Origin of the sequence: Streptomyces sp. NPDC052042, from assembly GCF_044548345.1 — a bacterium.
In the GTDB taxonomy this organism is placed as follows: Bacteria; Actinomycetota; Actinomycetes; order Streptomycetales; family Streptomycetaceae; genus Streptomyces.
Genome location: NZ_JBIUBU010000018.1, coordinates 51204 through 76847, shown reverse-complemented (window position 1 = coordinate 76847; position 25644 = coordinate 51204). Strand labels below are relative to the sequence as shown.

Sequence of the window (25644 nt, the reverse complement as noted above, 5' to 3'; positions counted from 1 at the left end):
GTCACTCACTGCCCGCGGACTGGGTGGGGGAGTGCAGCAGTTCCAGCTTCTTGCCCTTGCCGAGGTACATGTGCACGCCGCACGGCAGACAGGGGTCGAAGCTGCGCACCGTGCGCATGATGTCGATGCCCTTGAAGTTCTCCCGGTCGTTCTCCTCGAAGATCGGCTGGCCCTGCACCGCGTCCTCGTAGGGGCCGGGCGTTCCGAAGGCGTCGCGCGGGCTCGCGTTCCATGGAGTCGGCGGGTACGGATGGTAGTTGGCGATCTTGCCGTCCCTGATCACCATGTGGTGCGAGAGCACCCCGCGCACGGCCTCGGTGAAACCGCAGCCGATGCCCTCCTCCGGCACTTCGAACCGCTCCCACGTCCGGGTGCGGCCGGCCCGGATCTCCACGAGCGCCTTCTCGGCGAAGTGCAGCGCACAGGCGGCGGCGTACGCCTGGAAGTAGGTGCGTGCCCGGTTGCGCTCGATGGTGTTGCTCCACCGGGGGATATGCCACTCCAGCTCGACGGGACCCTTGAGCGCCGTCTTGGGAAGGTTGATCTTCACGCTGCTGCCGGTGGCCCGGACGTAACCGATGTCCACCAGCCCCGCCAGCGCGGTGGTCCAGAGCCGGGCGAGCGGCCCGCCGCCGGTGTCGAGCGCGAGATGGTCCTTGCCGTCGAACCAGCGCGGCGACATGACCCAGCTGTACTTGCCGTCCAGGTCGCGCTTCTGCGGCTGCGGGTTGGTGTGCTGGTTCCAGGGATGGCGCCGGTCGACCGGGTTGCCGAGCGGATCGTGCGTCACGAACATCTCCTGCTCCTCCCAGTCCTGGTAGTACGAGGAACCGAGCAGGATGCGGATGCCGAGGTTGATGTCCACCAGGTCGGTGGTGACGAGCTTCCCGTCGACGACGATCCCGGGGGTCACGAACATCTTCCGGCCCCAGGAACTCATGTCGCCGTACGAGAAGTTGCAGTGCTCCGGGTCCTGGAAGGAGCCCCAGCACCCCAGGAGGACACGGCGGTTGCCGACCTGTTCGTACCCGGGCAGTGCCTCGTAGAAGAAGTCGAAGAGGTCGTCGTGCATGGGCACGACCTTCTTCATGAACTCCACGTACCGCTGGAGCCGGGTCATGTAGTCCGTCATGAGCTGGACGGTCGCCACCGTGCCCACCCCGCCCGGGTAGAGCGTGGAGGGGTGCACGTGCCGCCCCTCCATCAGGCAGAACATCTCGCGGGTCATGCGGCTGATCTGGAGGGCCTCGCGGTAGAACTCCCCGGTGAAGGGGTTCAGCGAGCGCATGATGTCGCCGATGGTCCGGTAGCCGTGGTCGCCCGCGTGCGGGGAAGGCGTCCGATTGGCCTGTTCGAGCACGCCTGGATTGGTCTCGGCGACCATCTTCTCGCAGTAGTCGACCCCGACCAGGTTCTCCTGGAAGATATTGTGGTCGAACATGTACTCGGCGGCCTCGCCGAGATTCACGATCCACTCGCCGAGGTGCGGCGGCTTCACCCCGTACGCCATGTTCTGCGTGTAGCAGGAACAGGTGGCGTGGTTGTCGCCGCAGATTCCGCAGATGCGACTCGTGATGAAGTGGGCGTCGCGCGGGTCCTTGCCCTTCATGAAGACCGAGTAGCCACGGAAGATCGAACTGGTGCTGTGGCACTCGGCAACGGTCTTCTGCTTGAAGTCGATCTTCGTGTAGATGCCCAGACTTCCGACGATCCGGGTGATGGGGTCCCACGCCATCTCCACCAGTTCGTCCTTGCCCTGGCTGATCGCCGTCATGGGGCCGCCTCTTCTTCCGTATCGGTGCTTTTCCGGCTGAGCCGGGTCATGCATGTGCGGTCACCAGGTGCGTGTGGCCCCGGTCGTCAGTCTCTTGCCGCGCTTTCGCCACTTCGGCTCGCGGTCCAGCGTGTGCGTGGTGATGCTCCGCAGCCGCCGCATCGTCGAGCCGTACGGCCTCACGGCCCGTGAGGAGAGTCGGGCTCCCGGAGGCTCGTCCATGAACGGCATGAATTTGTCGGGGAATCCCGGCATGGTGCAGCCGATGCAGATCCCACCGACATTGGGGCAGCCGCCGATCCCATTCATCCAGCCCCGCTTGGGAACATTGCATTTCACGGCGGGACCCCAGCAGCCGAGTTTTACGATGCATTCGGGTGTGCCGTATTCCGTCGCGAAATCACCCTGCTCGTAGTAGCCGGCCCGGTCGCACCCCTCGTGCACCGTCTGGCCGAACAGCCAGACCGGACGCAGCGCCTCGTCGAGGGGGATCATCGGGGCTTGGTCGGTGGCCATGTAGAGCAGATAGGTGAGCGTCTCCGACAGGTTGTCCGGCTGGATGGGGCAGCCCGGGACGCACACGATCGGCACTCCGGCCCGGGACTTCCAGTCCCAGCCCAGGTAGTCCGGAACCCCCATGGCGCCGGTGGGGTTGCCCGCCATGGCGTGGATGCCGCCGTAGGTGGCACAGGTTCCGGCCGCGACGATCGCGGTGGCCTTGGGGGCCAGGCGGTCGAGCCATTCGCTGGTGGTCACCGGCTGACCGGTGGCGGGATCGCTGCCGAAGCCCGCCCAGTACCCCTCGTCGTGCAGACGCTCGTTGGGGATCGAGCCCTCGACGACCAGGACGAACGGGTCCAGTTCGCCGCGATCGGCCTTGAAGAACCACTCCAGGAAGTCGTCGGCGCCTCCCTGGGGGCCGCACTCGTAATCGATGAGCGGCCAGTGCACGGCGATCCGGGGAAGGCCGGGAAGTGCCCCCAGCGCGATTTCCTCGATGCTGGGCTGCGAGGCGGCGGTCAGAGCGACCGAATCGCCGTCGCAGCCCAGTCCTGCGTTGATCCACAGTACGTGGATGAGGGTGTTCTCCGCCTTTACCGCTGCTTCTGTCGGCATAACCCGCTGCCTTCCGGTGTCGAATCTCCCGGTGTCAAAAATGATGGGTGTGATGTCATGCGGATCGTTACCATCTAGAGGCATTCGAGATGGTCTGTCAACGCGAGATTATTCGAAGCCGGACCATTCCCACTTCGTGGCCGCATCCATGCGAGTGAACTCTGGAACGGGGCGGAAATGCATGAACTGTCAATCACTCAGGGAATTGTGGACGCGGTGTGCGAGCGCGCCGGCGGAAGGCCCGTGCGGGCCGTCAGGGTCCGCGTGGGAGTACTGACCGCCGTGGTGCCCGACGCGATGCGGTTCTGTTTCGACCTGACCGCCTCGGGCACGGTCGCGGAAGGTGCGCTCCTGGAGATCGACCACAGGCCCGGAAGGGCGCACTGTCGGGCGTGTGAGAACGACTTCCCCCTGGACGATCTTGTATTGCTGTGTCCGTGCGGAAGTTCCGACGTGGACGTCACGTCGGGCCGGGAATTGCAGATCGTTTCCATGAGAGTGGGCTGACGGCATGTGCGGTACCTGCGGTTGCGCGGACGGTGGTGGCCAGGGCGGCGGCGGCCCCCGGATCACCGGATTCACCCGGCCGCCCGGACACCCGCACGGCGGGCACGGTCACGAACACGACCACGCCGGGCACGGCCACGACGGGCACGACCACGCCGGGCACGACCACGGCGGACACGGCCACACCCGGGTGTCCGGCGGCGGTCTCGACGGCGACTCTGTCATGCGGGATTCCGTGCCCGCCCCGGCCGTCGACGGGGTGGCCGGGGACGGCGAGACCATCACGCTCGAACAGAAAGTGCTCGCCAAGAACGAGGACCTGGCCGCGCTCAACCGCGCGTGGCTCGCCGAACGGGACATCGTGGCGGTGAACATGATGAGCTCACCCGGCGCCGGTAAGACCACTCTGCTCGAACGCACCATCAGGGTCCTGACCGGCCGCGGTCGTCCGGTCGCGGTGATCGAGGGAGATCAGGAGACGACGCTCGACGCCGAGCGGATCGGAGGCGCGGGCGGCTCCGTCGTGCAGATCAACACCGGTGCCGGATGCCACCTCGACGCGGAGATGGTGCGCGGCGCGCTCACCACCCTCGCCCCACCGGCAGGATCGCTGCTCCTGGTCGAGAACGTGGGCAATCTGGTCTGCCCCGCCCTCTTCGACCTCGGCGAGCGCAGCAGGGTCGTGATCATCTCGGTCACGGAGGGCACGGACAAGCCCATCAAGTACCCCCACATGTTCGCGGTCGCGGATCTCATGATCATCAACAAGATCGACCTGCTCCCCTATGTCGACTTCGATCCCGATCAATGCGAGAAGCACGCCAGATCCGTCCGTCCGAACCTCAAGACGCTCCAGGTCTCCGCGACCACCGGAGAGGGACTGTCGGGCTGGTACGACTGGCTGGACGAGCGGGCGCACCATCCGGGATGAACCGGAGGCCGGGGTCGGGGCCGGGCGGCCCGGCCGTCGGGCACGGGCACGGGCGCGCCGGCGGTGGACGGCCGGGAGGTGACGCCCGTGCGCCTCTGTTCGGGACGCCCCCCGCGGCAGGCCGAGCAGCGGCCGGACGGGGCGCAGGTCGCCGAGCGGAAGATCACGGGCTTCGGCACCCCCGTCTTCGCCCCGCTCCACATGATGAGCCGCATCACCGGCTGGACCGCCCACATCACCGAGCAGCTGGTCCACAGCGCGCTCATCCACTCCTGGCCCGCCACGACCACCCCCGCCGGCGGCCGGTGCCGGAGGCGGTCGTGTCGGGAGGACCGTGGAACGAGAGGAGGGGGGTCAGGCGGGTGCCGGGCAGCTGCCGACGGTCGTCGGCTCCTCCTGGTCGTCCTGGCCGGGCCGCAGCACCCGGGCCGCCCCGAGCAGTGCCTCGACCACCTCGTCCAGGTCGAGGCGCCGCTCCACCGTCCGCAGCTCGGGCAGCCGGGCCCGGGTGCTCACGCGGGGCGGGGCGAGCAGGCTGCAGCAGTCCTCGTCGGGGAGGACCGAGATCTCGGCGGTGCCGATCGACCGGGCCTCGTCGATGATCTCCTGCTTGTCCCAGCCGATCAGCGGTCGCAGCACGGGCAGCGTCGCCGCCTCGTCCACCGCGGCCAGGTTGGCCAGCGTCTGGCTCGCCACCTGCCCCAGACTGTCGCCCGTCACCAGCGCCTGGGCGCCGGTGCGGACGGCGAGTGCCGAGGCGGTGCGGACCATCAGCCGCCGCTGGGCGACGACCTGGAGCCGCCCGGCGCCCGCCACGGCGAGCTGTTTCTGGGCCTTGCCGAGCGCCACCACGTGCAGATCGCCGGGCTGCTGGTAGCGATTCAGCTCGCGGGCCAGCGCGTACGCCTTGTACACCGACGACGGGTTCGTGTATGGGGCGCCGCTGAAGTGAACGAAGTCGCACGCCAGACCCCGCCGCATGGCCCGGTGGGCGGCGACGGGCGAGTCGTAACCGCCGGAGAGCAGCACCAGGGCCCGGCCGCTGGAGCCCACGGGCAGCCCGCCCAGCCCCGGATACCGTTCCCAGGACAGATACGTCTCCTTGCGGTCGATCTCGACGGCGAGGGTGACGTCGGGTGCGGTGAGGTCGACGGACAGGCCGGCCACGGCCTCCAGGACACGAGCCCCCAGGTACGCCTCCATCCGGGACGAGGTCAGCGGGAACTTCTTGTCCCGCCGCCGCACCCGTACGGCGAAGCGCACCGGGCGCTTGCCGCACACCGAACCGAGGGCGTCGACTGCCGCCGCGGTGATGGTGTCCAGCGTGCTGGGCACCCGCACGGCCGGCGCGACGGAATTGAAACCGATGACCCGCCGGGCCCGCTCCACCAGCGCCTCCTGCGGAACCTGGCCGCCCAGCACGGTGACGTTCTGGGCCAGCTTGATCCACGTCGAGCCACCGACACCGTGCAGCGCGACCCGGAGGTTGTCGTGCAGCTGCTTGGTGAAGCGGTGGCGGTTGTGGCCCTTGAGGAAGATCTCGCCGTGCTTGAGCAGCACGCAGGGGCCGTAGGAAGCCGAAGAATCGCCTGCGGAGGCCCGGGCGGCGGGCACACGGGGGTTGTCGGACATATGAACCTCTCAGAAATCCCAGTCGTCGTCGGTGGTGTCCTCCGCCCTGCCCATGACATAGGAGGAGCCGGGGCCGGAGAAGAAGTCGGGGTTCTCGTCGGTGCCCGGGGACGGCGCGGCCAGGATCTCCGGATCGACCTCTGTCTCCTCCGCTCGACCTCTGTCTCCTCTGCGCCGAAGCGGGCAGGATAACCCAAGTCGATCAGCGTCTTTTCGGCGTCGTAGCGGACGAGGACGGCCACGTCGTCCATCAGTCCGAGCGGCTCGTACAAGGTGCCGGAGTGCCGGAGTTCCAGCCGGTACGGTCCTCCGGCAGCTCATGCGTGAAGTCTCGCACCTTCTCCTGCCCGGCGGCACGATCAGTTGATTCGGCCCGGTGACCAGGGGCGGCGCACGCGCCGGCGTCGACCGGCCGGGGAAGGAACGTGGACGGCCCTTCCCCGGCCGCTGCGGCGGGCATCAGGAGCCGGAGAGCTCCTCACGGACCGTACGGGCGGCGGTGACGAGGTTCTCCAGGGAGGTGCGGGTCTCGGGCCAGCCGCGGGTCTTCAGGCCGCAGTCGGGATTGACCCACAGCCGCTCGGCCGGGATCGCCTTCAGACCGGTGCGCAGCAGCGCGGCAGCCTCCTCGGTGCCGGGCACGCGGGGCGAGTGGATGTCGTAGACACCCGGCCCGGCCTCGCGCGGGTAGCCGTGGGCGGCGAGTTCGCGGGCGACCTGCATGTGGGAGCGGGCGGCCTCCAGGCTGATGACGTCGGCGTCGAGGTCGTCGATGGCCTGGACGATGTCACCGAATTCGGCGTAGCACATGTGGGTGTGGATCTGGGTGTCCGGCCGCACACCGCTCGTCGTCAGACGGAACGCCTCGGTGGCCCACGCCAGGTAGTCCGGCCGGTCGGCTGCGCGCAGGGGCAGGGTCTCGCGCAGTGCGGGTTCGTCGACCTGGATGACGGAAGTCCCGGCCGCCTCCAGGCCGTTCACCTCGTCGCGCAGGGCGAGGGCGACCTGGCGAGCGGTGTCGCCGAGGGGCTGGTCGTCGCGGACGAAGGACCAGGCGAGCATGGTGACCGGTCCGGTGAGCATGCCCTTGACCGGGCGTGAGGTGAGGGACTGGGCGTACGTCGTCCAGCGCACGGTCATGGGCTCGGGGCGGGAGATGTCGCCGGCCAGGATCGGCGGACGCACGTACCGGGTGCCGTAGGACTGGACCCAGCCGTGCTGCGTGGCGAGGTAGCCGGTGAGCCGCTCGGCGAAGTACTGGACCATGTCGTTGCGTTCGGCCTCGCCGTGCACGAGGACGTCCAGGCCGGTCTTCTCCTGGAAGGAGATCACTTCTTGGATCTCGGCCCTGATGCGCTCCTCGTAGCCGACCGTGTCGATGCGTCCGGTGCGCAGGTCGGCGCGGGCGGTGCGCAGTTCACCGGTCTGGGGGAAGGAACCGATGGTCGTGGTCGGCAGCAGCGGCAGTCCGAGGTGGGCGCGCTGGGCGGCTGCCCGCTCGGCGTACGGCTGGGAACGGCGGGCGTCCGCCTCCGTGACGGTCGACTCGCGGGACCGGACGTCCGGGTCGTGCGTGATCGGCGAACCGGCGCGGGACGCCAGATCGGCGCGGTTGACGGCGAGTTCGGCGGCGATCGAACCGGTGCCCTGGGCCAGGCCCTTGGCGAGGGTCACGATCTCGGCGGTCTTCTGCTCGGCGAAGGCCAGCCAGCGCAGGATCTGCGGCTCGATGTCCCGCTCGGCCATCGTGTCCAGCGGCACGTGGAGGAGAGAGCAGGAGGCCGACACGTCGACCCGGTCGGCCAGCCCCAGGAGGGTGCCGAGTGTGGTCAGTGACGCGGACAGGTCGTTGACCCAGATGTTGCGGCCGTTGACGACACCGGCGATCAGGCGCTTGCCGGGCAGTCCGCCGACGGCGGCGAGCGCGTCCAGATTGGCGGACGCCCGCTCGGTGAAGTCCAGCGCCAGCCCGTCGACCGGGGCCTTCGCGAGCACGGGCAGTGCCTCGCCGAGCCGGTCGAAGTAGGAGGCGACCAGCAGCTTCGGCCGGTCGGTGAGGGCACCGAGGCCGCGGTAGGCCCGTTCGGCGGCGTCCAGCTCGGCCGGGGTGCGGTCCTGGACGAGGGCGGGCTCGTCGAGCTGCACCCACTCGGCACCAGCCGCGCGCAGGTCGGCGAGGACCTCGGCGTACACCGGGAGCAGCCGGTCCAGCAGGGTGAGCGGGTCGAAGTCCGCCGGCACGCCCGGGGCGGGCTTGGCGAGCAGAAGGTAGGTGACCGGGCCGACGAGCACGGGCCGTGCGGCGAGGCCGAGCGCCAGAGCCTCGCCGAGTTCCGCCACCTGCTTGGACGCATCGGCGGTGAACACCGTGTGCGGCCCCAACTCCGGTACCAGATAATGGTAGTTGGTGTCGAACCACTTGGTCATTTCCAGCGGGGCCACGTCCTGTGTGCCGCGAGCCATGGCGAAGTAGCCGTCCAGGGCGTCGGTCTCGACGGCGGCGCGGTGGCGTTCGGGGATCGCGCCGACCATGACGGTGGTGTCGAGGACGTGGTCGTAGTACGAGAAGTCGCCGGTGGGCACCTCATGGATGCCTGCGTCGGCGAGCTGCTGCCAGTTGGTGCGGCGCAGTTCGGCGGTGGTGGCACGGAGGGCGTCGGCGGTGACGCTGCCCTTCCAGTAGCCCTCGATCGCCTTCTTCAGTTCACGGTTCCGACCCTGGCGGGGGTAGCCGTACACGGTGGCCCGTGCTGCCGCGGCTGCGGACTTCGCTGTCACGGAGATCTCCTTCGCGAGATGAATCCCTGAGATCCCGGAGACGGGACGAGAGCGCGAAGGGAATGACGAACCTGACCACGACGACCCCGCGCGGCATAGGCACGGTCGTCCCGTCTGGTATGTACGCCGACCCGCCCTCGAGGTCACCGGGATGTCCACGCACGAGTCGTTCGCGCGCGGGCAGTTGGCAGGTCTTCGGACTCGCGGGCACGTCCTCGTCGTGCGAGGACACCTACTGGCCGTCGCTTCCCGGACCCTCTGCATCGGGTCCAGTGCGTATGACGGCGGTCGTTCCCGCTCACCGCTGCGGGGCAGTCCCAGATTCCCACCGGGTTCCCTCTTGCGACACCCCGCCTGGCGGACGGGGTGAACCAGCTGCACCGGGCAGCTTACGGGGTGTCGCACGGGAGGAAGGCGCCATGTCCAGCATCCGGATGGTGAAGTGGGACACCCGGAGCCCGGGACACCACGCGGCGGGAGGCGGCGCTCGCCCTTCCACCCGCACCCGAGACGCGGGCCGTCGCCCCCCGGCCGTCGGCGCGGCGGCTGCCGCCACCACCGCCGAGGGCACCGCCGGGGGCCGCACGCCACCCGGTGCGGCCGTGCGTGCGAGCGTTCCATGCCGGGCGGACCGGGGTGCGGGAGGCGCGCGGGCGAGTCCCGCCGTGACGACCTGTACCCGGTCCGTAGGCGTCCGCGCCACCGGATCCGCGGCCGATGAGCAGGCCCGGCCCGGGCAGGGGACAATGGCACCTCTGGGCCGGATGAGGTGGTGGCGATGCCCGCTTGGCATCTGCGCGACTATCACGAGGGCGATCTCGACCAGGCGATCCAGGTCTGGGACCAGTCCCGTTCGGCCTGCCGGGACCCGGTCTTTCCGGTGTCCGAGGTGATGGCCGCGGCCAAGGCCGGCCAGCCGTCGGTGGTCGCGGTGGTCGGCGACGAACTCGTGGGCATGGCCGTGGCTCAGGCGCACGGGGGACGAGGATGGGTCCTCCTCGTCGCCCTGGCCTCCCACTGGCGTGAGCGAGGGGCCGGCAGTGCACTGCTCACGGAGTTGGAGCGGCGCCTGCACGCACAGGGCGTCCGCCATGTCAGCGCACTGCTGCCCGCGGGTGCCACCGGGACGAAGGCTCTGGAGAACGCCGGATACCGGCTCCGCGACGACCTGACCTACTACGAGAAGATCGAACCGCCCGGAGCCGCGAACACCGATGTCCTGGCGGCGTTGGGCGGGCGCATGCTGCCGGGGGACCTCTGGGACGCCATGGCCGGCATGGACCGGGAGAAGCAGGTCGTCGAACGCCGTGTGGTGCTTCCGCTCGAGGAACCGGCACTGGCCGACCGCTACGGCGTGGTGCCGCCCAAGGCCATCATTCTCTTCGGCCCGCCCGGGACCGGGAAGACGAGTTTCGCCAAATCGGTCGCCTCACGGCTCGGCTGGCCGTTCGTGGAGCTCTTCCCGTCCCGGCTCGCGGCCGACACGGGCGACGGGCTGGCCGCGGCACTGCGGGAGACCTTCGCGGAACTGGCGGAACTGGACTCGGTGCTGCTCTTCATCGACGAGGTCGAGGAAATCGCCGGCGCGCGCTCCGGAAAGGCGGTCGATCCCGGCCACGGGGTGACCAACGAACTGCTCAAACTCATCCCCGTCTTCCGCGAGCAGGACTCCCGCCTGCTGGCCTGTGCCACCAACTCGGTGCGCTCCCTCGACGCGGCCTTCCTGCGCCCCGGCCGGTTCGACTGCGTCATCCCCATCGGGCCCCCCGACCCGACCGCCCGCGCGGCGATCTGGGCCCGCTATCTCGGGAACGCGGACGGCTGGGTCGACCTGGCCCAACTGGTGGCGGCCAGCGAGTTGTTCACCCCGGCCGACATCGAGTTCGCGGCGCGCAAGGGAGCGCAGACGGCGTTCGAGCGGGAAGTCGTGCACCGTCAGGGCCGACCGGCGACCACCGAGGACTACCTGGCCGCCATCGCCGACACACGGCCCACGCTCACCGCACGGGCGATCGAGGAGTTCACGGAAGACATCGAGAAGCACAGCCGGTTCTGAGGCCGCCGGAGAGTCGGGCCACCGATGACGGATCGCGGCACGACCCGGTGGTCACTTCATCGGGCCAGTCGCGCCGCATGCACTCGCCGAGGCCCGATCGGTGGGACGAGGCCGTGCGGGGCAAGCCTCACAGCCTGCCGAAGGGCGTTGACGGTGCCCGGAAGTTCCTTCGCCCGGAGTATTCCGGCAGCGCGTGTCCGGGCCGCCTGCGGCAGCCTGATGTGGCCTGGCACGAGCCGGTGGTTCGGGGGCCGCGGGGCCGGGCCGAGAAAGCGGCGGTGAAGGAGCCGATCCGACGAGTACCGGAGGATACGGGTGGTCACGAGACGCAGGTTCGTTCAGACAACGGTCGGCGGAATGGTCGCGCTCCTTCCCGCCGCCACCGCCCCACCACGGCTGTGGGTGGCGCCCGACAGGAGCGTCCTCGACCCGCGGAAGGTGGGCAAGTACGTCGCACCCCTCGTCGTCCCGCCCGCCATGCCGACGGTCCGCGGCGCGGTAGGCGCTCCCGTCGACCACTACACCATCGGTGTGCGGCAGTTCCAACAGCAGGTGCTGCCGCCCGGCCTGCCCGCGACAACCGTGTGGGGATACGGCTCCACCGGGCATCCCGGTTCCTTCCACTACCCCGCTTTCACCATCGAGGCCCGGTCGGGAACGCCCGTGCGGGTCAGGTGGCAGAACCAGTTGCGGGGCCGTGACGGCCGGTATCTGCCGCACCTGCTGCCGGTCGACCCCACACTGCACTGGGCGAACCCTCCGGGCGGAACCCGGGGCCGGGACGCGCGTCCCACGTTCCGCTCGACGCCCGGACCGTACACCGGCCCGGTGCCGATCGTGACGCATCTGCACGGCGGAAAGAACAGGGAGGAGAGCGACGGGTACACCGAAGCCTGGTACCTTCCCGACGCGCTCGACCTTCCTGCCGGATATACCGAAGTCGGTTCCTTCTACGAGGAGTTCAAGGAAAAGTTCGAAGAACGCTACGGAGAGGTCTGGAACCGGGGCGAAGCCGTGTTCCAGTACGCCAATGCGGAGCGGGCCTCGACCTTCTGGTTCCACGATCACGCCATGGGCATCACACGCCTGAACGTCTATGCGGGGCTGGCCGGGTTCTACCTCCTGCGAGGGGGCCACGCGGACCTTCCCGAGGGGGTGCTGCCCGGACCGGCCCCCCGGCCAGGCGATCCGCCCGGGCAGAAGTACTACGAGATACCCGTCGTCATCCAGGACCGTTCGTTCCATGCCGACGGCAGCCTCTCCTACCCGTCCGGACGCAGTGCCTTCGACGGATTCGGCGGACCGTACATCCCGCACAGCGACATTTCCCCGATCTGGAACCCGGAGTTCTTCGGCAACACGATGGTGACCAACGGGAGGACCTGGCCGTTCCTCCGGATCGAGCCCCGCCGATACCGTTTCCGGATCCTCAACGGGTGCAATGCGCGCTACCTGATCCTGAAGATCGTCACCCACCCACTCGCGCGCAGGCCCGCGCCCTCGGCCCTCCCGTTCTGGCAGATCGGCAGCGAAGGCGGCTTCCTCCCGTCGCCGGTCCAACTCGGCCAACTGCTCATCGCCCCCGCCGAACGCGCCGATGTCATCGTCGACTTCACCTCCGTTCCGGCCGGAACGGAGCTGTATCTCGTCAACGAGGGGCCCGACAAGGCGTTCCAGGGCGGGAAGGCGGGGACGGACTTCTCCCCGGCGGACCCGGCCACCACCGGGCAGATCATGAAGTTCGAGACAGGAACCCTCACGACGCGGGACACGACCGTACCTCCCGCACAGTTGACGCTGCCGCCGTTCGAACCGCTGGGAGAGGCGGGCCGAGTCCGGCAGGTCTCCCTCAGCGAGCAGAGTTCGGCCACGCTGCCGCATGTCGCTTCCCGGGAGATGCTGCTCGGCACCCTGGACGCGAAGGGCGCCGCCGTGCCGATGCACTGGCACGACCCCGTCACCGAGAATCCGGCGCTGGGGGCGACCGAGATCTGGGAGATCCACAACTTCACGACGGACGCCCACCCGATCCATATCCACGAGGTGCAGTTCCAGGTCCTCGGCCGACGGATGGCTGGTCGTCCCGCGCAACCCCCCGAAGCGTGGGAGAGGGGCTTCAAGGACACCGTGGTCGCGCACCCCGGCGCCGTCACACGGCTGAAAGCGACGTTCGACCGGCCGGGCCGGTACGTCTGGCACTGTCACATGCTGGAACACGAGGACAACGAGATGATGCGCCCCCTCACGGTCGGATGACGGCGGCGGTTTCGCTGCTCCGGGCGATGCCGGGGATCACGCGAGCACACTCGCGACGCACCCGACGCACCCGACGCACCCGACGCACCCGACGCACCCGACGCACCCGACACCCCAGGGCACGTGCTTCATCGTCATCGTCGCCCGATCGTCCTTCCACCGATCCCAGCCCGGTTCGGTCGGTCCGATCCCCGGGCCATCGCCGCCGGAGGCTGACCGACGAAGGCCACCGAGCCGAATAGTCATCAACTACGGTCGTCGACCGTGGACCCGTCGGCAAGGGCGGGCGAAACTCTCCTGCAATCGCCTGATGATGCGTCAGAAAGGTTGGTGAGTGGTCAGCATGAGTCCTGGAAATCCTGGGGAACGCCGCTGCCCGGGCACGGGACTCGTTGTAAGGTAGGGACACTGCCCTTGACCTGCAAAAACGCAGGCAGGGAGCCTGAACCGGGAGTACCTCGATGATGCGTACCATGTTCAAGTCCAAGATTCACCGGGCCACTGTGACCCACGCCGACCTGCACTACGTCGGTTCCGTCACCATCGATGCCGACCTGATGGAGGCCGCGGACTTGCTTCCCGGCGAGCTGGTGCACATCGTCGACATCGACAACGGCGCCCGGCTGGAGACGTACGTCATCGAGGGGGAACGCGGCTCCGGTGTCATCGGCGTCAACGGCGCCGCCGCGCACCTGGTACACCCCGGTGACCTGGTCATTCTCATCAGCTACGCGCAGGTCGACGACGCCGAGGCGCGTGCGTTGACCCCGCGCATCGTGCATGTCGACGCGGGCAACCGTATCGTCGGGCTCGGCGCCGATGCCTCCGAGCCCGTGCCGGGTGCCGCCACCGAGCGGAGTCCGCACGCGGTCCCCGCGCGGCGCCGAGCGTGAATCGTCCCACCACCGAGGGAGAGTCCGCCGTGGCAGAACGAACCAGCCGGGCCGACATCGAGATCCGCGACGACCGTGCGAGCGGGAAGCTGCTCGCGTACGAGAACGGCGAAGCCACCGGAGTCATCGCGTACTTCGTGATGGACGGAGAGCCGGCCGCGCTCGTCGCCGTGCACACCGCCGTCGAATCCGGCCACGAGGGCAAGGGCGTCGCCGGCGCCCTCGTGCAGGAGTTCTATGTCATGGCGGCCAGGGAAGAGGTTCCGGTCGTCCCGCTCTGCTCGTACGCGGCGAAGTGGGCGCTGCGCCACCCCGACCTGGCGCCCGTTCCGTCGGCCGAACTCGTCGAGCGGGCGAAGGAGCAGCTCCAGGCGCACCCCGAGCTGTAGTCGGCCCATCGGTCACCGGTCCGCGACGGTTGCCGGCCCCTTGCGCGGGGCCGTACCGTCCGGCAGGTGACGCTCGCGCTCCTGCACACCTCCCCGGTCCATGTCCCGGTCTTCGACGCCCTCCGCGACGCGGACCATCCCGGGCTCGTCCTGCGCCATCTCGTGCACGAGGACCTGCTGATCAGGGCTCGGGAGTCCGGGCCCGAGGAGGTGTCGGACGAGATACATCGGCTGCTCTCGGATGCCGTCGCCGTGGGCGCCTCGGCCGTGCTCTGCACCTGTTCGACGATCGGCGGGGTCGCCGAGTCGGCTGCGGCGCGGGTCGGCGTTCCGGTGCTGCGGGTCGACCGGCCGATGGCGGCGGCCGCCGTGCGGGAGGGGCGGGTGGTGGTGCTCGCCGCGCTGGCCGCGACCCTGGCCCCGACCCTCGGACTGCTCGCCGAGGAAGCGGGGGAGCGGGGCGTGGACGTGCGTTCCGTCCTGGTGGCGGGAGCCTGGGAGCGTTTCACGGCCGGTGACCGCACCGGCTTTCTGGATCTTGTCGCGGCAGCGGCCGACGCGGTTGCGGACGCCGACGTGATCGTGTTGGCACAGGCGTCCATGGCGGACGCCGCCGCCCGCGCGACCACCCGGATCCCGGTGCTGTCCAGCCCCCGGTCGGGCCTGGCCGCCGCAGCCGCCGCCGGGTGCTGAACCATCGAGGCCAGGACATCGCCACGCCGTGTCCGGTGCCGACCCGGACGGGTCATTCGGAACCCTTACGCAGGGGCTCACCGGGCGCGGGTGGCCGCTCCGAGGGACGGTGGAAGCAGACCGCCATGAACCGCTCGGAGACCCGCGATGACCAATCCGTACCCCGACCCCGTACCACCGGCGCCCACCCCCGGGCCGATGCCCGAGCCGCCGCCGGCTCCGCAGCCGCCACCGCCGCCGCCCGGGCCCGTACCGCCCGGCCCGTCACCCGACCCGATCCCGCAGCCACCCGCGCCGAACCCCGAGCCCGTGCCGGAACCGGAGCCGTCGCCGCGCCCGCCGGGCTGACCACCGCCGGGTGATGCCCGGCCACCGGCCATCAGGGGTTCCGACGTCCGGTGCCCGGAGCGCGACGGCCGGTTGTGCGGACCCGGTCCGGTGCGTGTCCACCGCCGCCCCGGTCCGGGCTGTGTCCCGTACCTGTGTGCGGTGGTCTCGGACCGGCCGCAGCCATGGCCGTCCTGGTGCGAGCCCGGTCCGGTGTCTCATGGGGCCGGTCCGCGCGCCGCTCTCCCGGCCCCGGATCTGTACGAGTCGCGGCGGCCCCCGGATCCGCACCGGCCCGCTCCGCACGGCGGCGGGCCGTTTGCGCGAACGCGTCGACGGCCGGGCCGGCTGGTTCCGGCCCCCGGCCCGGCACGTCAGGCGATGATCGGTACCACGGCCTCCGGGGTCAGCATCCGGAAGACGAACGACTGGTGGAAATAGAGCCGGATGCCCGTCGCGTCGTGGCCCTGGTAGCCGATCGAGAGGTCCTGGCCCAGGCGCAGCTCGAAGTCGCCGCCGCGGGTCGACAGCAGCGCACCGCCCTTGACGGCGGGTGCCCACAGGATCCGGTCGTCGAGCAGCCGGGCCAGATGGGTGGCCACCGGATACCCGTGGTCGGAGGTCTCGGTCGCCTCGGTGAAGGCGTCGGCGCCGAGCAGCAGCCGGTACGGACCGTCGACACCGGCCAGGCGGAGCTGGGTCAGTGCCTGGCTCACGGTGGTCGGATAGTCGCGGGCGTCGGCCGGCAGAGCCAGCGGGCTGTGCGAGGAGCCGTCTCGCAGCCCGGTGATGCCGCCCGACGCGTACCCGTCGATGATCGCCATGTCCTCGGCGAACGCGCAGGTGCGGGCCGCTTCCTTGACGGGCTGCCAGTCGCTGTCGTCGGAACCGCGCTCGACGTCGTCCACGGCCGCCCGGGTCACGGTGAACGGCACCCGCCACTCGATGACGGGCATCGAGGTACGGACCCGCGCGATCACATCGGGTGTCGGCGGATCGATCTCGCGCAGATGACCGCTGCCGACGGCCGCCAGCTCCGGGCCGGCCGGTTCGGTGACGTCGACGACGCGACGGCCCGCCACATGGCGGCTGAAGGTGCGCCGGGCCTCTTCCTCGATCTGGGCCCAGGCGGCTTCCGTGACGGGGGCGAGTTCGCGGTGGAGGTTGTTCATCACTGGGCGCTTTCCTGCAGGCTGCCGATGTGCAGCGATCCGTCGTCCGGCCGGACCGCGGCCGGGTCCTGTGCGTGCGTCGGCGCGGGCACCGGCCGGGGCACCGTTTCGGACGGTGCGCCGTGCGCGGTCGCGGCGGCCGTGGGCGACGGCGGCGGGGAGTCGAAGAACCCGGCGGCCGGGGCGTAGAACAGAGTGCCGGTCACCGCCGTCGAGAAGTCGAGGATGCGGTCGTGCACGCCGGGCGGATCGCCCAGGAACATGTTGCGGAGCATGCGTTCGGTCACGTCCGGGTCCGCGGCGTACCCGATGAAGTACGTACCGAACTCGCCTTGCCCGAAGCTGCCGAACGGCATGTTGGCGCGGAGGATCTCGCGGGAGGTGCCGTCCGGTTCGGTGATCGTGTTGAGGGCGACGTGCGAGTCGGCGGGCTTGACCTCGTCGGGGAGTTCGACGTCGGAGAACTTGGTACGGCCGATGACCCGCTCCTGCTCCTCGGTGCTCAGCCTGTTCCAGGCCGCCAGGTCGTGCACGTACTTCTGCACGACCACATAGCTTCCGCCGGCGAAGTCGGGGTCCTCGGCGCCGACCAGGGCCGCCGACCGGGCGTCCGCGCCGACCGGGTTCTCGGTGCCGTCGACGAAACCGAGCAGATCCCGGTGGTCGAAGTAGCGGAACCCCTGGGTCTCGTCGACCACGCCCACCGCCGGACGGAGCCGGTCGAGCAACTGCGACGCCCACTCGTAGCACACGTCCATCCGCTCGGCCCGGACGTGGAACAACAGGTCCCCCGGAGTGGCGGGCGCGTGGTGCCGGGCACCACGCAGCTCCCGGAACGGGTGGAGTCCGGCGGGCCGAGGCCCCGCGAACAGCCGGTCCCAGACATCGGAGCCGAAACCGGTCACGGTGGCCAGCCGGGCATCGGGGAACCGGAACCCGATTGAGCGGGCGATCGCCGGAAGATCCGGCAGCACCTCGCGCACCACGGCCTCACCACCCGGTTCCACCGTGGCGACCAGGATCAGGGCGGCGCTGCTCAGCGGTGCGACGACGGGCTGGGCGGCGGGGTCCGGCGGGGCATCGGGCATGCGGGGCTCCAGGCGGGGCGGTCGGCTCCCGCCGCGCCGGAGCGGGTGCCGGCACGGAGGGCGGGCGGTGGACGTGGCGGTGGCGCTTCGGCCCGCTACGGGCGCGGGCGTACGAGCGGATACGGGGTGCCTCCGGCGGATGAGGTTCCGGCTTCACGGGACGCGTGGGCGCGGGGCTTCGGACCCGTGCGCACGGAGTCGTCCGCTGCCACTTACGCACACCCATGGCGGTGCCGCACCCCGGAGGCGTCCGGACGGGTGACGGCGCACCCGCCGGAGCGCCCGGCCGTCATGCGGCGCGCCCTCGTCGCATGACGGGCGTGCCGTCGTACAGGACAGCCGCGGTACAGGACAGCCGTCTTACGGAGCGGCCGCATCGTGTGTCGGTGTGTCGCACGGAGCGGTCGCGTCGGATCGTGTGGCGCCCCGTCGGGCACCGTCGCCGCGCGGCCCGGGGCGTCGTTGTGCGGAGTTGTCGCAGCGGCCCGTGGGGCGGGAGCTCCCAGTCAGCCCGCCGCGACCTCCGACCGGTCTTGGCTCCAGAGCGTGTGGAAGGAGCCCGGGCGGTCCGTGCGCCGGTATGTGTGGGCACCGAAGAAGTCGCGCTGCCCCTGGGTCAGTGCGGCGGGCAGCCGGTCCGCGCGCAGCCCGTCGTAGTACGCCAGCGCGGCGGCGAACCCGGGTGTCGGCACGCCCTGCCGGACCGCCTCGGCGACGACCGAGCGCCAGTCGCCCTGCGCCGCGCCGATCTCCTGGGCGAACCGCTCGTCGGAGAGCAGGCTCAGCAGGTCGGGGCGGGCGTCGTACGCCGCCCGGATCCGGTCCAGGAACGCGGCCCGGATGATGCACCCGGCCCGCCAGATGCCCGCGACCGCGCCGAGGCCGATGTTCCAGTCGTACGTCTCGCTGCCCACCCTGATCTGGTGGAAACCCTGCGTGTACGAGACGATCTTGGACGCGTACAGGGCCTGCTCCACCCGGTCGGCGAATTCGGCGGCCGCCGCCTCGTCGAGCGGTGCGGCGGACGGGCCGGTCAGGTCCCTCGCCGCCTCGCGCAGATCCGTGTGGCCGGACAGCGAGCGGGCGAAGACGGCCTCCGCGATCCCGGAGACGGGAACCCCGAGGTCGAGTGCGATCTGCACCGTCCAGCGGCCGGTGCCCTTCTGCTCCGCTCGGTCCTGCACGATGTCGACGAACGGTCTTCCGGTGACCGCGTCGGTGTGGGCGAGGACCTCCGCGGTGATCTCGATCAGATAGGAGTCGAGACGGCCGGTGTTCCAGCGGCGGAACGTCTCGGCGATCTGCGCGGGGGAGTAGCCGGCCACCCTGCGCAGCAGCTCGTACGCCTCCCCGATCAGTTGCATGTCGGCGTACTCGATGCCGTTGTGGACCATCTTCACGAAGTGCCCCGCGCCGTCGGGGCCGATGTGGGTGGTGCAGGGGCTGCCGTCGGGTGCCTTCGCCGCGATCTTCTCCAGCATCGGCCCCAGCGACTCGTAGGACCGCGCAGAGCCGCCCGGCATGATGCTCGGTCCGTGCAGCGCGCCCTCCTCACCGCCGGAGATGCCGACGCCCACGAAGTGGATGCCGCGCTCGCGCAGTTGCCTTTCCCGGCGGCGGGTGTCCTCGAAGTGTGCGTTGCCGCCGTCGATGATGACGTCGCCTTCTTCGAGGAGCGGGGCGAACTCCTGGATCACGGCGTCCGTCGGATCGCCGGCCTTCACCATGATGAACACCCGGCGTGGACGCTCCAGCGCCGCGACGAACTCCTGCGGCGTACGCGCGGCGACGAAGGAACCCTCGTCGCCGAACTCCTCGACCAGGGCTTCCGTCCTCGAAGTCGTCCGGTTGTGCACCGCGACCTGGAAGCCGTTGCGGGCGAAGTTGCGAGCGAGGTTGCGGCCCATGACCGCGAGCCCCGTGACGCCGATCTGCGCGGTACCGCTCATCAGTGTGCTCCAGCAATCCGTGTCGGGAACCCGGCTTCCCAGTATGGGCGCGGGGCGACGGAAGGGCCCGTTCGATGTGGGCCGTCCGGGTCTTCCTCTGCATTTGGGTAAATGCCTGCAGCGGCCGGTGCCGTGGCCGAACGTTGCACCGGCTCGCGACAGCCCTTCCCGGCCACAGCACGGAGAAGACGGGGCGCTGCGGTGGGGATGGCGGACGGGACGTGCGGTTCTCACAACCGAACGAGTGGGGGGTGGCGGCTGCGCACCCGGTGGTTTCCATCGGCTCGGCGCGGGTTGTTCGATGACGTGGTGGGACGGGAGGGTCGCTCGGTCCGCGCCCGGAACGGGTGTGGCACCACCAACCGGCAGTGGCGGGTGGGGCGTTCCGGGCACTCTTGTCATCTACCTTTGCCTGCACATAAGTTGGGCGCTTGCGACGTGTCCTACTGCCAGTGGGGGAGCCACAACATGGCCGCGAACGGACGGCACCGCAGATATCGGCCCAGTCGGCTGAACCGTGCCTCGCTCACCGTCACCGCCGGTGGCGCGGGTCTCGCGCTGCCGCTCCTCGCGGCCGCCCCGGCGGGTGCCGCGTCGCCGGATGTCTGGGAGAAGGTGGCCGCCTGCGAGGCCACCGGCGACTGGCACATCAACAGCGGCAACGGCTACTTCGGCGGGCTGCAGTTCTCCCGGTCGACCTGGGCGGCCTACGGCGGCACGGTCTACGCCCCGCGCGCCGACCTGGCCACCAGGAACGAGCAGATCGCCATCGCCGAGAAGGTGCTCGAAGGGCAGGGGCCGGGCGCCTGGCCGCGCTGCTCGACCCGGGCCGGGCTGACCACGGACGGGAAGAGCCCCGACATCGCCCCGCAGTCGGAGCGGAGCAGTCATGTGGGCGGCGCTCGCGCACAGGCTCCTGGGAAGTCGGGGGAACCGAAGCGCCCGGCGCAGCGGACCTCCGCGCCGACCACGCCGACCACCGTGCCCGGCCAGCGCGAGTCGTACACCGTGGCCCGTGGCGACTCGCTCTCCGCGATCGCGGAGAGCGAGCGCGTCGCGGGCGGCTGGCAGCGTCTCTACGCGGGCAACCGTGATGTCGTGGGCGACGACCCGGATCTCATCTTCCCCGGCCAGCGGCTGATTCTCGACGCGGCCCCGGCGCCGCGAACGGGCACGGGCGCAAGCCCGGCGGCGAAGCCGAAGCCTGTGCCGAAGGCGAACGCGGAGGCGAAGGCGGCGGCCGAAACGCACGCCAGGGCGAAGCCGCAGCGCCAGGAGGCGAAGCCCCATGAGCGGTCCGTACCGCCGCAGGCGCGGGCGGCAAAGTCCCAGCCACGGCCCGCCGAGCCGCGGAAGCAGGCCGCGGAGGCACGTGAACGGACCGACGCGTCCACGGACCGGACCCACGCGTCCACGGACCGGGCCGGCGCTTCCACGGAACGGGCCGCAGCGGCCCGGAGCCGGGCCGCCGAGCCGCAGCGCCGGACCGTGGAGCGGCACGAGACGGCGAAGCCACCGCGCCCGGCCGCGAAGCCGAAGCCGCAGCCGCAGCCGCGAAAGACCGAGGCGCGCCACCCGGCACGCGCCGAGAAGCGCCCGGGCCTCGTCGCCCCCGTGGCGGCGGGCGTCGGCACCCCGTACCACCGGGCAGGCGCCTGGGCCAGCGGCTACCACACCGGTGTCGACTTCCCCGTCCCGACCGGGACATCGGTGAGGGCGATCGGCTCCGGCACCGTGGTCTCGGCGGGCTGGGCGGGTGCGTACGGATACCAGGTCGTCATCCGGCATGCCGACGGCAAGTACAGCCAGTACGCGCATCTGTCCGCGGTCCATGTGCGCGAGGGGCGGGACGTCTCGGCGGGACAGCGGATCGCGCGCTCGGGTTCCACCGGCAACGTCACCGGTCCGCACCTGCACTTCGAGATCCGTACCGGTCCCGGCTACGGCTCGGACATCGATCCGCTGGCCTATCTCAGAGCGGGCGGCGCCGGCGTCTGACCAACCCCGGTCCGACGGTGTCGGACCGGGGCGTCCCGCGTCGCCGACCGTTCCGGTCGTCCCCGGCCTCGGCCACGTACTGCTGGACGAGCGTCCCGGCCGCGCAGATGGCCACCGAAGCCGACGGCAGGAGCGCGGACAGCGCGGGGCACTCATGCGCACCGCCCCGTCTCCCGGAGCCGCCGCGACGTCGTACCGGAGCCGGCGATGACGTGCACTGCTCCGGTCGTACGGGCGTGGCGCCGGTGTCCCTCTTGCGCCGACCGTCCTTCCCGCACAGCACCTCCGGACATCGGCCCGAGGGGGCGCGGCTCCCGGGCGGTACCGTGGACTTCGGCCACGGCAGGCACAGGCCGCGCGACGGCCCAGGGCTTGCCCATGGCGGCCATGAACGAACAACCGGCGGTGAAGGGGGAAGCACGCGGTGACGGACGAGTCGACGGCGGTCCCCCTGGGCGGGTTCTTCGCCCTGCGCACCACCGCGCCGCCCGAGGGCGCGCACCGGCCGCTGGCCCCGCTGTACGCGGGGGAGACGGCGGCGCTGACCGCTCGTATCGACCTGGTCGCCGCTCGCCACCGGACGCGTGAACGCAGGGTCGCGGCCTCCATCGCGCAGTTGGGGCTCGCGGCCCGACTCTGGTCGATCACGCTCGGCCCGGCGGCGCTGACCGGCCGCTTCCCCGACCTGCCGCCCGATGCCCTGTACTGGGACCCGCGGGCGAGCAGCCCCGACGACCTGTGGCTGAGCACCACCCGGACGCTGCCCGCCACCGCCGACCGGATCCGGCACGTGGTGCAGCGCGGCCATCTCGTGCCGCTGGCCGAGGCGATCCACCGCGACGGCCCGCTGTCGGACCGGCTGCTGTGGGGAAACGCGGGCTCGGCGCTGGCGGGGGCCCTGCGTCAACTCGTCGACTGGGCCCGGGTGAACGACCGCCCGGACGCGGCAGCGCGGGCCCGGGCGCTGACCGCCGAGCTCTTCGACCACCCGGACCTGCGGAACACCGGAGCCCCGCACGGCACCGCGTTCCGGCGCCGCAGTTGCTGCCTCTACTACCGCTGCCCCGCCGGAGGACTGTGCGGGGACTGCGTCTTCGAAGCCACCTGAAACACCTGGCACCTCTGACACGACACCCTGAAGCACCTGGCAGATCTGACAGGCCCGAGGCAGCTGACGCGCTGTCATGTCCGACGCGTCCGACCCGATCGATGCCCGGACGAACGGAGTGGGCATGGTCGTGGGGCGAACGCGTCCCGCCCGCCCCACAGCTCAGCTGCTGAGCTCGAACTCGGCGCGGATGCGCTTGCCCACCGGCACGCGCTCGGCGGTCAGCCGGTCGCACAGCGCCACGACGATCTCCATGCCGTGGCCGCCGGGGCGCGCCGGGTCGGGCGAGAAGAACCGCGGGAGCGCCGTGCTGCTGTCGTAGACCGTGACGCTGACGCGCTCCGCGGTCCCCTCCAGCTCCAGCAGATAGGGCCCCTGCGTATAGCGATCCGCGTTGGTGACCAGCTCGCTGACGGCCAGCATCAGATCGCCGCGGGTGCGCTCGCCGAACACCGCGAGCCATTCGGCCGCCAGCCGGGCCAGGAATCCGTCGGCCAGGGCGCGGGCCCGCGCGATGCAGCCTGGCTCGCCGTCGAACACCTCGGCGCTGTGGAGGACCTCGGTGGGGCTGTACGGAACCTCGACGGGACGGTCCGGGCGAGGAGGGTCGGCCGGCCGTGCGGTGACCTGTTCGTTCATGTGCTCCAGCCAGGGCGACGCAGGGGTGTTCGGTGATGCCTTGTCGACCTCCGCCTACCCGCGACGAACGGTCTCACTCCGGAAGGTGCCGGACCGCTTCTCCCCGGGCCCGGCGTGCTCCCCGCCGGGGGTGGAACTCCTCGACGGCGTGGCGGGCGTGCGGCTTCCGCGGCCGATACGTCCGGGCCTCGACCCGGTCGCATCGGAGGGAAGCATATGTGACCCGTTCATGCCGGAACCACGGGGGCGGAGCGGGGCGGAACAGGGACGGAAACCGGGGCACGCCCGGCTCGGGACGGGGCCGGGACGGGAGCGGACCGGCCTGGACGACAGGGCCCTGACCGTTGCCCGGCGCAGACGGTCGCAACTGCGCCCGGGGAGCGGCTCGGGTCCTCGCGCGCGCCGACCGGGGCCCCCGGGCCACGCGCGCGGGATCGGCGGGATCACGCGAACGGAGCAGCATCCGGTGCATGGCAGACTTGACCCGGGTGTTTCGCCCGGTAGGAGCAGGCGCGGCGGTCTCCGCCACGAGTGACAGAGGAATGGCAGTGACGGTGACAGAGGACGGCCCGGAGCTCGCTTCCGGCCGTGAGGAGTTCGGTCCCGGCATCGACCCGGAGCGGCTGGCCGTCTGCCTGAGCGTGCTGGAAGAGCTCGAGTCGATCGAGGTCGACCACCCCGACGCCATCGTCGTGCGCCGAGCCACGGCGGGGATCTACCGGACCGTGAAGCAGCGTCGCCGCCAGGAGCGGCGCGCCGCCAAGACCGCGCACGACAAGGCCGTCACCGAGGCCACCGCGACCGGTTCGGCCGACCGCATCGACGACGAGACCAACGGCATCCTGCCCTCGTCCACCGCCGCGTCCGAGATCGCCGGGGTCCTCCAGCGCCCCCGGTCCTGCTACATCTGCAAGGCCCGGTACGTCGAGGTCGACGCGTTCTACCACCAGCTGTGCCAGCCCTGTGCCAAGAAGAACCGGGCCCGGCGTGACGCTCGCACCGACCTCACCGGACGGCGCGCGCTCCTCACCGGCGGCCGCGCCAAGATCGGCATGTACATCGGGCTGCGGCTGCTGCGCGACGGCGCGCACACCACCATCACCACCCGTTTCCCCAATGACGCCATCCGCCGCTTCAAGGCGATGCCGGACAGCGACGAGTGGATCCACCGGCTGAAGATCGTCGGGATAGACCTGCGCGACCCCGCGCAGGTCGTCGCGCTGGCCGACTCCGTCGCGGCGGAGGGGCCGCTGGACATCCTGATCAACAACGCGGCGCAGACCGTGCGCCGTTCGGCCAACGCGTACAGCGAACTGGTCGGCGCCGAGTCCGCCCCGCTCCCGGCGGGCGAGCTGCCCGCCTCCGAGGTGATCGGCACCTTCGGCAGCGGTTCCGTCGACCGTGTCGCGGCCCTCCCGGCCGCACGCCGGGACGGTCTGTCCGCGCAGGACGTCACCGAACTCGCCCTGGTCTCCGGATCCGCCTCGCTGGAGCGGATCGCCGCGGGCCGGGCGATCGACGCGGGCGGTCTCGTGCCCGACCTGCACGACAGCAACAGCTGGGTCCAGACGGTCGACGAGGTCGAGCCGATCGAGCTGCTGGAAGTCCAACTCTGCAACTCCACCGCGCCGTTCATCCTCATCAGCCGGCTCCGCCCGGCCATGGCGGCGACCGCGGCCAAGCGCGCCTACGTGGTCAACGTCTCCGCCATGGAGGGCGTCTTCGGCCGCGGCTACAAGGGTGCGGGCCACCCGCACACCAACATGGCCAAGGCCGCGCTGAACATGCTCACGCGGACCAGCGCCCAGGAGATGTTCCAGAAGGACGGCATCCTGATGACCGCCGTCGACACCGGCTGGATCACCGACGAGCGCCCGCACCCCGACAAGATCCGCCTCGCGCAGGAGGGCTTCCACGCCCCGCTCGACCTGGTCGACGGCGCCGCCCGGGTCTACGACCCGATCGTGCGTGGCGAGGAGGGCGAGGACCTGTACGGGTGCTTCCTCAAGGACTACGAGCCCGCCAACTGGTAACCGGGGCCACCGGAGGCCTTGGACCCGGCCGGGACCTCGCTCCTGGCCGGGTCTTTCTGCAACGATTGGCTGAAAGTGACCCATGACACATGATCCATCGAGCGTGGACGTGCTCATTTGGTTACTCTGAGGGGAACGGGCGTCATCGGGGAGTCCACAAAGTTCTCGCCGACCGTCCTGGGGCGGGCTCGTCAACCGAGCCGCCGTCCCGCCCCCGCATACGGCGCCACCGCGACCGATCCGTAACGTTCCCTGCCCCTCTCGGGTGGTCGACTCCCGGAAACGAGGCTGGGAAGTCGGCGGCG

General features: G+C 70.8%; 19 protein-coding genes and 1 riboswitch. Of the genes, 11 read left to right on the top strand and 8 right to left on the bottom strand.

Going from position 1 to position 25644, the window contains the following annotated elements:
* Position 1: 1 nt before the first annotated feature.
* Together ACIHCL_RS25980 and ACIHCL_RS25975 are read right to left on the bottom strand one after the other, a co-directional pair.
* Positions 2-1774 (bottom strand): nickel-dependent hydrogenase large subunit, encoded by a 1773-nt coding sequence (locus ACIHCL_RS25980; protein WP_399865306.1) that lies wholly within the window; start codon positions 1772-1774, stop codon positions 2-4.
* A 60-nt stretch (positions 1775-1834) separates the two neighbouring features.
* The gene (locus ACIHCL_RS25975) at positions 1835-2890 is read right to left on the bottom strand and encodes a hydrogenase expression protein HypE (protein WP_399865304.1); all 1056 of its coding nucleotides are present in this window, start codon (positions 2888-2890) and stop codon (positions 1835-1837) included.
* Positions 2891-3067: 177 nt separating this feature from the next.
* On the opposite strand from ACIHCL_RS25975, the gene ACIHCL_RS25970 reads away from it, so the two are divergent.
* The gene (locus ACIHCL_RS25970) at positions 3068-3397 is read left to right on the top strand and encodes a hydrogenase maturation nickel metallochaperone HypA (protein ID WP_399865302.1); all 330 of its coding nucleotides are present in this window, start codon (positions 3068-3070) and stop codon (positions 3395-3397) included.
* A 4-nt stretch (positions 3398-3401) separates the two neighbouring features.
* Positions 3402-4328 (top strand): hydrogenase nickel incorporation protein HypB, encoded by a 927-nt coding sequence (hypB, locus tag ACIHCL_RS25965; RefSeq protein WP_399865301.1) that lies wholly within the window; start codon positions 3402-3404, stop codon positions 4326-4328.
* 354 nt (positions 4329-4682) lie between these two features.
* Here hypB and thiI read toward each other — a convergent pair whose 3' ends face one another.
* Positions 4683-5960 (bottom strand): tRNA uracil 4-sulfurtransferase ThiI, encoded by a 1278-nt coding sequence (gene thiI, locus ACIHCL_RS25960; RefSeq protein WP_399865300.1) that lies wholly within the window; start codon positions 5958-5960, stop codon positions 4683-4685.
* A gap of 459 nt (positions 5961-6419) precedes the next feature.
* A complete protein-coding gene (gene metE / locus ACIHCL_RS25955; RefSeq protein WP_399865297.1) occupies positions 6420-8738 on the bottom strand; it encodes a 5-methyltetrahydropteroyltriglutamate--homocysteine S-methyltransferase in 2319 nt (772 codons plus the stop codon).
* 168 nt (positions 8739-8906) lie between these two features.
* Positions 8907-9129, bottom strand: a riboswitch (cobalamin riboswitch).
* A 387-nt stretch (positions 9130-9516) separates the two neighbouring features.
* Here metE and ACIHCL_RS25950 point away from each other — a divergent pair.
* From ACIHCL_RS25950 to ACIHCL_RS25925, 6 genes are all read left to right on the top strand, one after another.
* Complete coding sequence (locus ACIHCL_RS25950; protein WP_399865295.1) at positions 9517-10794, top strand: ATP-binding protein; 1278 nt, start codon at positions 9517-9519, stop codon at positions 10792-10794.
* A gap of 357 nt (positions 10795-11151) precedes the next feature.
* Positions 11152-13050: a multicopper oxidase family protein gene (locus ACIHCL_RS25945; protein ID WP_399865292.1), complete on the top strand. Its 1899-nt coding sequence runs from the start codon at positions 11152-11154 to the stop codon at positions 13048-13050.
* A 461-nt stretch (positions 13051-13511) separates the two neighbouring features.
* The gene (gene panD / locus ACIHCL_RS25940) at positions 13512-13943 is read left to right on the top strand and encodes an aspartate 1-decarboxylase (RefSeq protein ID WP_399865291.1); all 432 of its coding nucleotides are present in this window, start codon (positions 13512-13514) and stop codon (positions 13941-13943) included.
* Between the two features lie 29 nt (positions 13944-13972).
* Positions 13973-14332, top strand: a complete 360-nt coding sequence (locus ACIHCL_RS25935; RefSeq protein WP_399865289.1) for a GNAT family N-acetyltransferase — start codon at positions 13973-13975, stop codon at positions 14330-14332.
* 66 nt (positions 14333-14398) lie between these two features.
* Entirely contained in the window at positions 14399-15025 is a 627-nt protein-coding gene (locus ACIHCL_RS25930; protein ID WP_399865286.1) for an aspartate/glutamate racemase family protein, read from the top strand.
* Positions 15026-15150: 125 nt separating this feature from the next.
* Complete coding sequence (locus ACIHCL_RS25925) at positions 15151-15387, top strand: hypothetical protein (RefSeq protein ID WP_399865284.1); 237 nt, start codon at positions 15151-15153, stop codon at positions 15385-15387.
* Positions 15388-15726: 339 nt separating this feature from the next.
* Here ACIHCL_RS25925 and ACIHCL_RS25920 read toward each other — a convergent pair whose 3' ends face one another.
* The 3 genes from ACIHCL_RS25920 to gndA all read right to left on the bottom strand — a co-directional run bounded on the left by ACIHCL_RS25920 (position 15727) and on the right by gndA (position 19561).
* Positions 15727-16524, bottom strand: a complete 798-nt coding sequence (locus ACIHCL_RS25920; protein WP_399865282.1) for a family 1 encapsulin nanocompartment shell protein — start codon at positions 16522-16524, stop codon at positions 15727-15729.
* Positions 16524-17612 (bottom strand): Dyp-type peroxidase, encoded by a 1089-nt coding sequence (locus tag ACIHCL_RS25915; RefSeq protein ID WP_399865280.1) that lies wholly within the window; start codon positions 17610-17612, stop codon positions 16524-16526. The genes ACIHCL_RS25920 and ACIHCL_RS25915 overlap by 1 nt, the downstream gene beginning before the upstream one ends.
* A 506-nt stretch (positions 17613-18118) precedes the next feature.
* Positions 18119-19561, bottom strand: coding sequence for an NADP-dependent phosphogluconate dehydrogenase (gndA, locus tag ACIHCL_RS25910; RefSeq protein WP_399865279.1), 1443 nt, complete (start codon positions 19559-19561; stop codon positions 18119-18121).
* Positions 19562-20029: 468 nt separating this feature from the next.
* Between gndA and ACIHCL_RS25905 the strand changes: the two genes are divergently transcribed.
* Both ACIHCL_RS25905 and ACIHCL_RS25900 read left to right on the top strand, forming a co-directional pair.
* Positions 20030-21559, top strand: coding sequence for a transglycosylase family protein (locus ACIHCL_RS25905; protein ID WP_399865277.1), 1530 nt, complete (start codon positions 20030-20032; stop codon positions 21557-21559).
* Positions 21560-21983: 424 nt separating this feature from the next.
* A complete protein-coding gene (locus tag ACIHCL_RS25900; RefSeq protein WP_399865276.1) occupies positions 21984-22667 on the top strand; it encodes a (2Fe-2S)-binding protein in 684 nt (227 codons plus the stop codon).
* Positions 22668-22829: 162 nt separating this feature from the next.
* On the opposite strand, the gene ACIHCL_RS25895 is transcribed toward ACIHCL_RS25900, so the two are convergent.
* Positions 22830-23306, bottom strand: a complete 477-nt coding sequence (locus tag ACIHCL_RS25895) for an ATP-binding protein (protein WP_399865273.1) — start codon at positions 23304-23306, stop codon at positions 22830-22832.
* A gap of 548 nt (positions 23307-23854) precedes the next feature.
* Here ACIHCL_RS25895 and ACIHCL_RS25890 point away from each other — a divergent pair.
* Complete coding sequence (locus tag ACIHCL_RS25890) at positions 23855-25339, top strand: SDR family NAD(P)-dependent oxidoreductase (RefSeq protein ID WP_399865272.1); 1485 nt, start codon at positions 23855-23857, stop codon at positions 25337-25339.
* Positions 25340-25644 lie beyond the last annotated feature (305 nt).

What these genes read in the sequence shown, in the direction of transcription:
- ACIHCL_RS25980 (WP_399865306.1), bottom strand. Translation starts at nt 1,774, where the DNA reads ATGACGGCGATCAGCCAGGGCAAGGACGAACTGGTGGAGATGGCGTGG.
- ACIHCL_RS25975 (WP_399865304.1), bottom strand. Translation starts at nt 2,890, where the DNA reads ATGCCGACAGAAGCAGCGGTAAAGGCGGAGAACACCCTCATCCACGTA.
- ACIHCL_RS25970 (WP_399865302.1), top strand. Translation starts at nt 3,068, where the DNA reads ATGCATGAACTGTCAATCACTCAGGGAATTGTGGACGCGGTGTGCGAG.
- hypB (WP_399865301.1), top strand. Translation starts at nt 3,402, where the DNA reads ATGTGCGGTACCTGCGGTTGCGCGGACGGTGGTGGCCAGGGCGGCGGC.
- thiI (WP_399865300.1), bottom strand. Translation starts at nt 5,960, where the DNA reads ATGTCCGACAACCCCCGTGTGCCCGCCGCCCGGGCCTCCGCAGGCGAT.
- ACIHCL_RS25950 (WP_399865295.1), top strand. Translation starts at nt 9,517, where the DNA reads ATGCCCGCTTGGCATCTGCGCGACTATCACGAGGGCGATCTCGACCAG.
- ACIHCL_RS25945 (WP_399865292.1), top strand. Translation starts at nt 11,152, where the DNA reads ATGGTCGCGCTCCTTCCCGCCGCCACCGCCCCACCACGGCTGTGGGTG.
- panD (WP_399865291.1), top strand. Translation starts at nt 13,512, where the DNA reads ATGATGCGTACCATGTTCAAGTCCAAGATTCACCGGGCCACTGTGACC.
- ACIHCL_RS25925 (WP_399865284.1), top strand. Translation starts at nt 15,151, where the DNA reads ATGAACCGCTCGGAGACCCGCGATGACCAATCCGTACCCCGACCCCGT.
- ACIHCL_RS25920 (WP_399865282.1), bottom strand. Translation starts at nt 16,524, where the DNA reads ATGAACAACCTCCACCGCGAACTCGCCCCCGTCACGGAAGCCGCCTGG.
- ACIHCL_RS25915 (WP_399865280.1), bottom strand. Translation starts at nt 17,612, where the DNA reads ATGCCCGATGCCCCGCCGGACCCCGCCGCCCAGCCCGTCGTCGCACCG.
- gndA (WP_399865279.1), bottom strand. Translation starts at nt 19,561, where the DNA reads ATGAGCGGTACCGCGCAGATCGGCGTCACGGGGCTCGCGGTCATGGGC.
- ACIHCL_RS25905 (WP_399865277.1), top strand. Translation starts at nt 20,030, where the DNA reads ATGGCCGCGAACGGACGGCACCGCAGATATCGGCCCAGTCGGCTGAAC.
- ACIHCL_RS25895 (WP_399865273.1), bottom strand. Translation starts at nt 23,306, where the DNA reads ATGAACGAACAGGTCACCGCACGGCCGGCCGACCCTCCTCGCCCGGAC.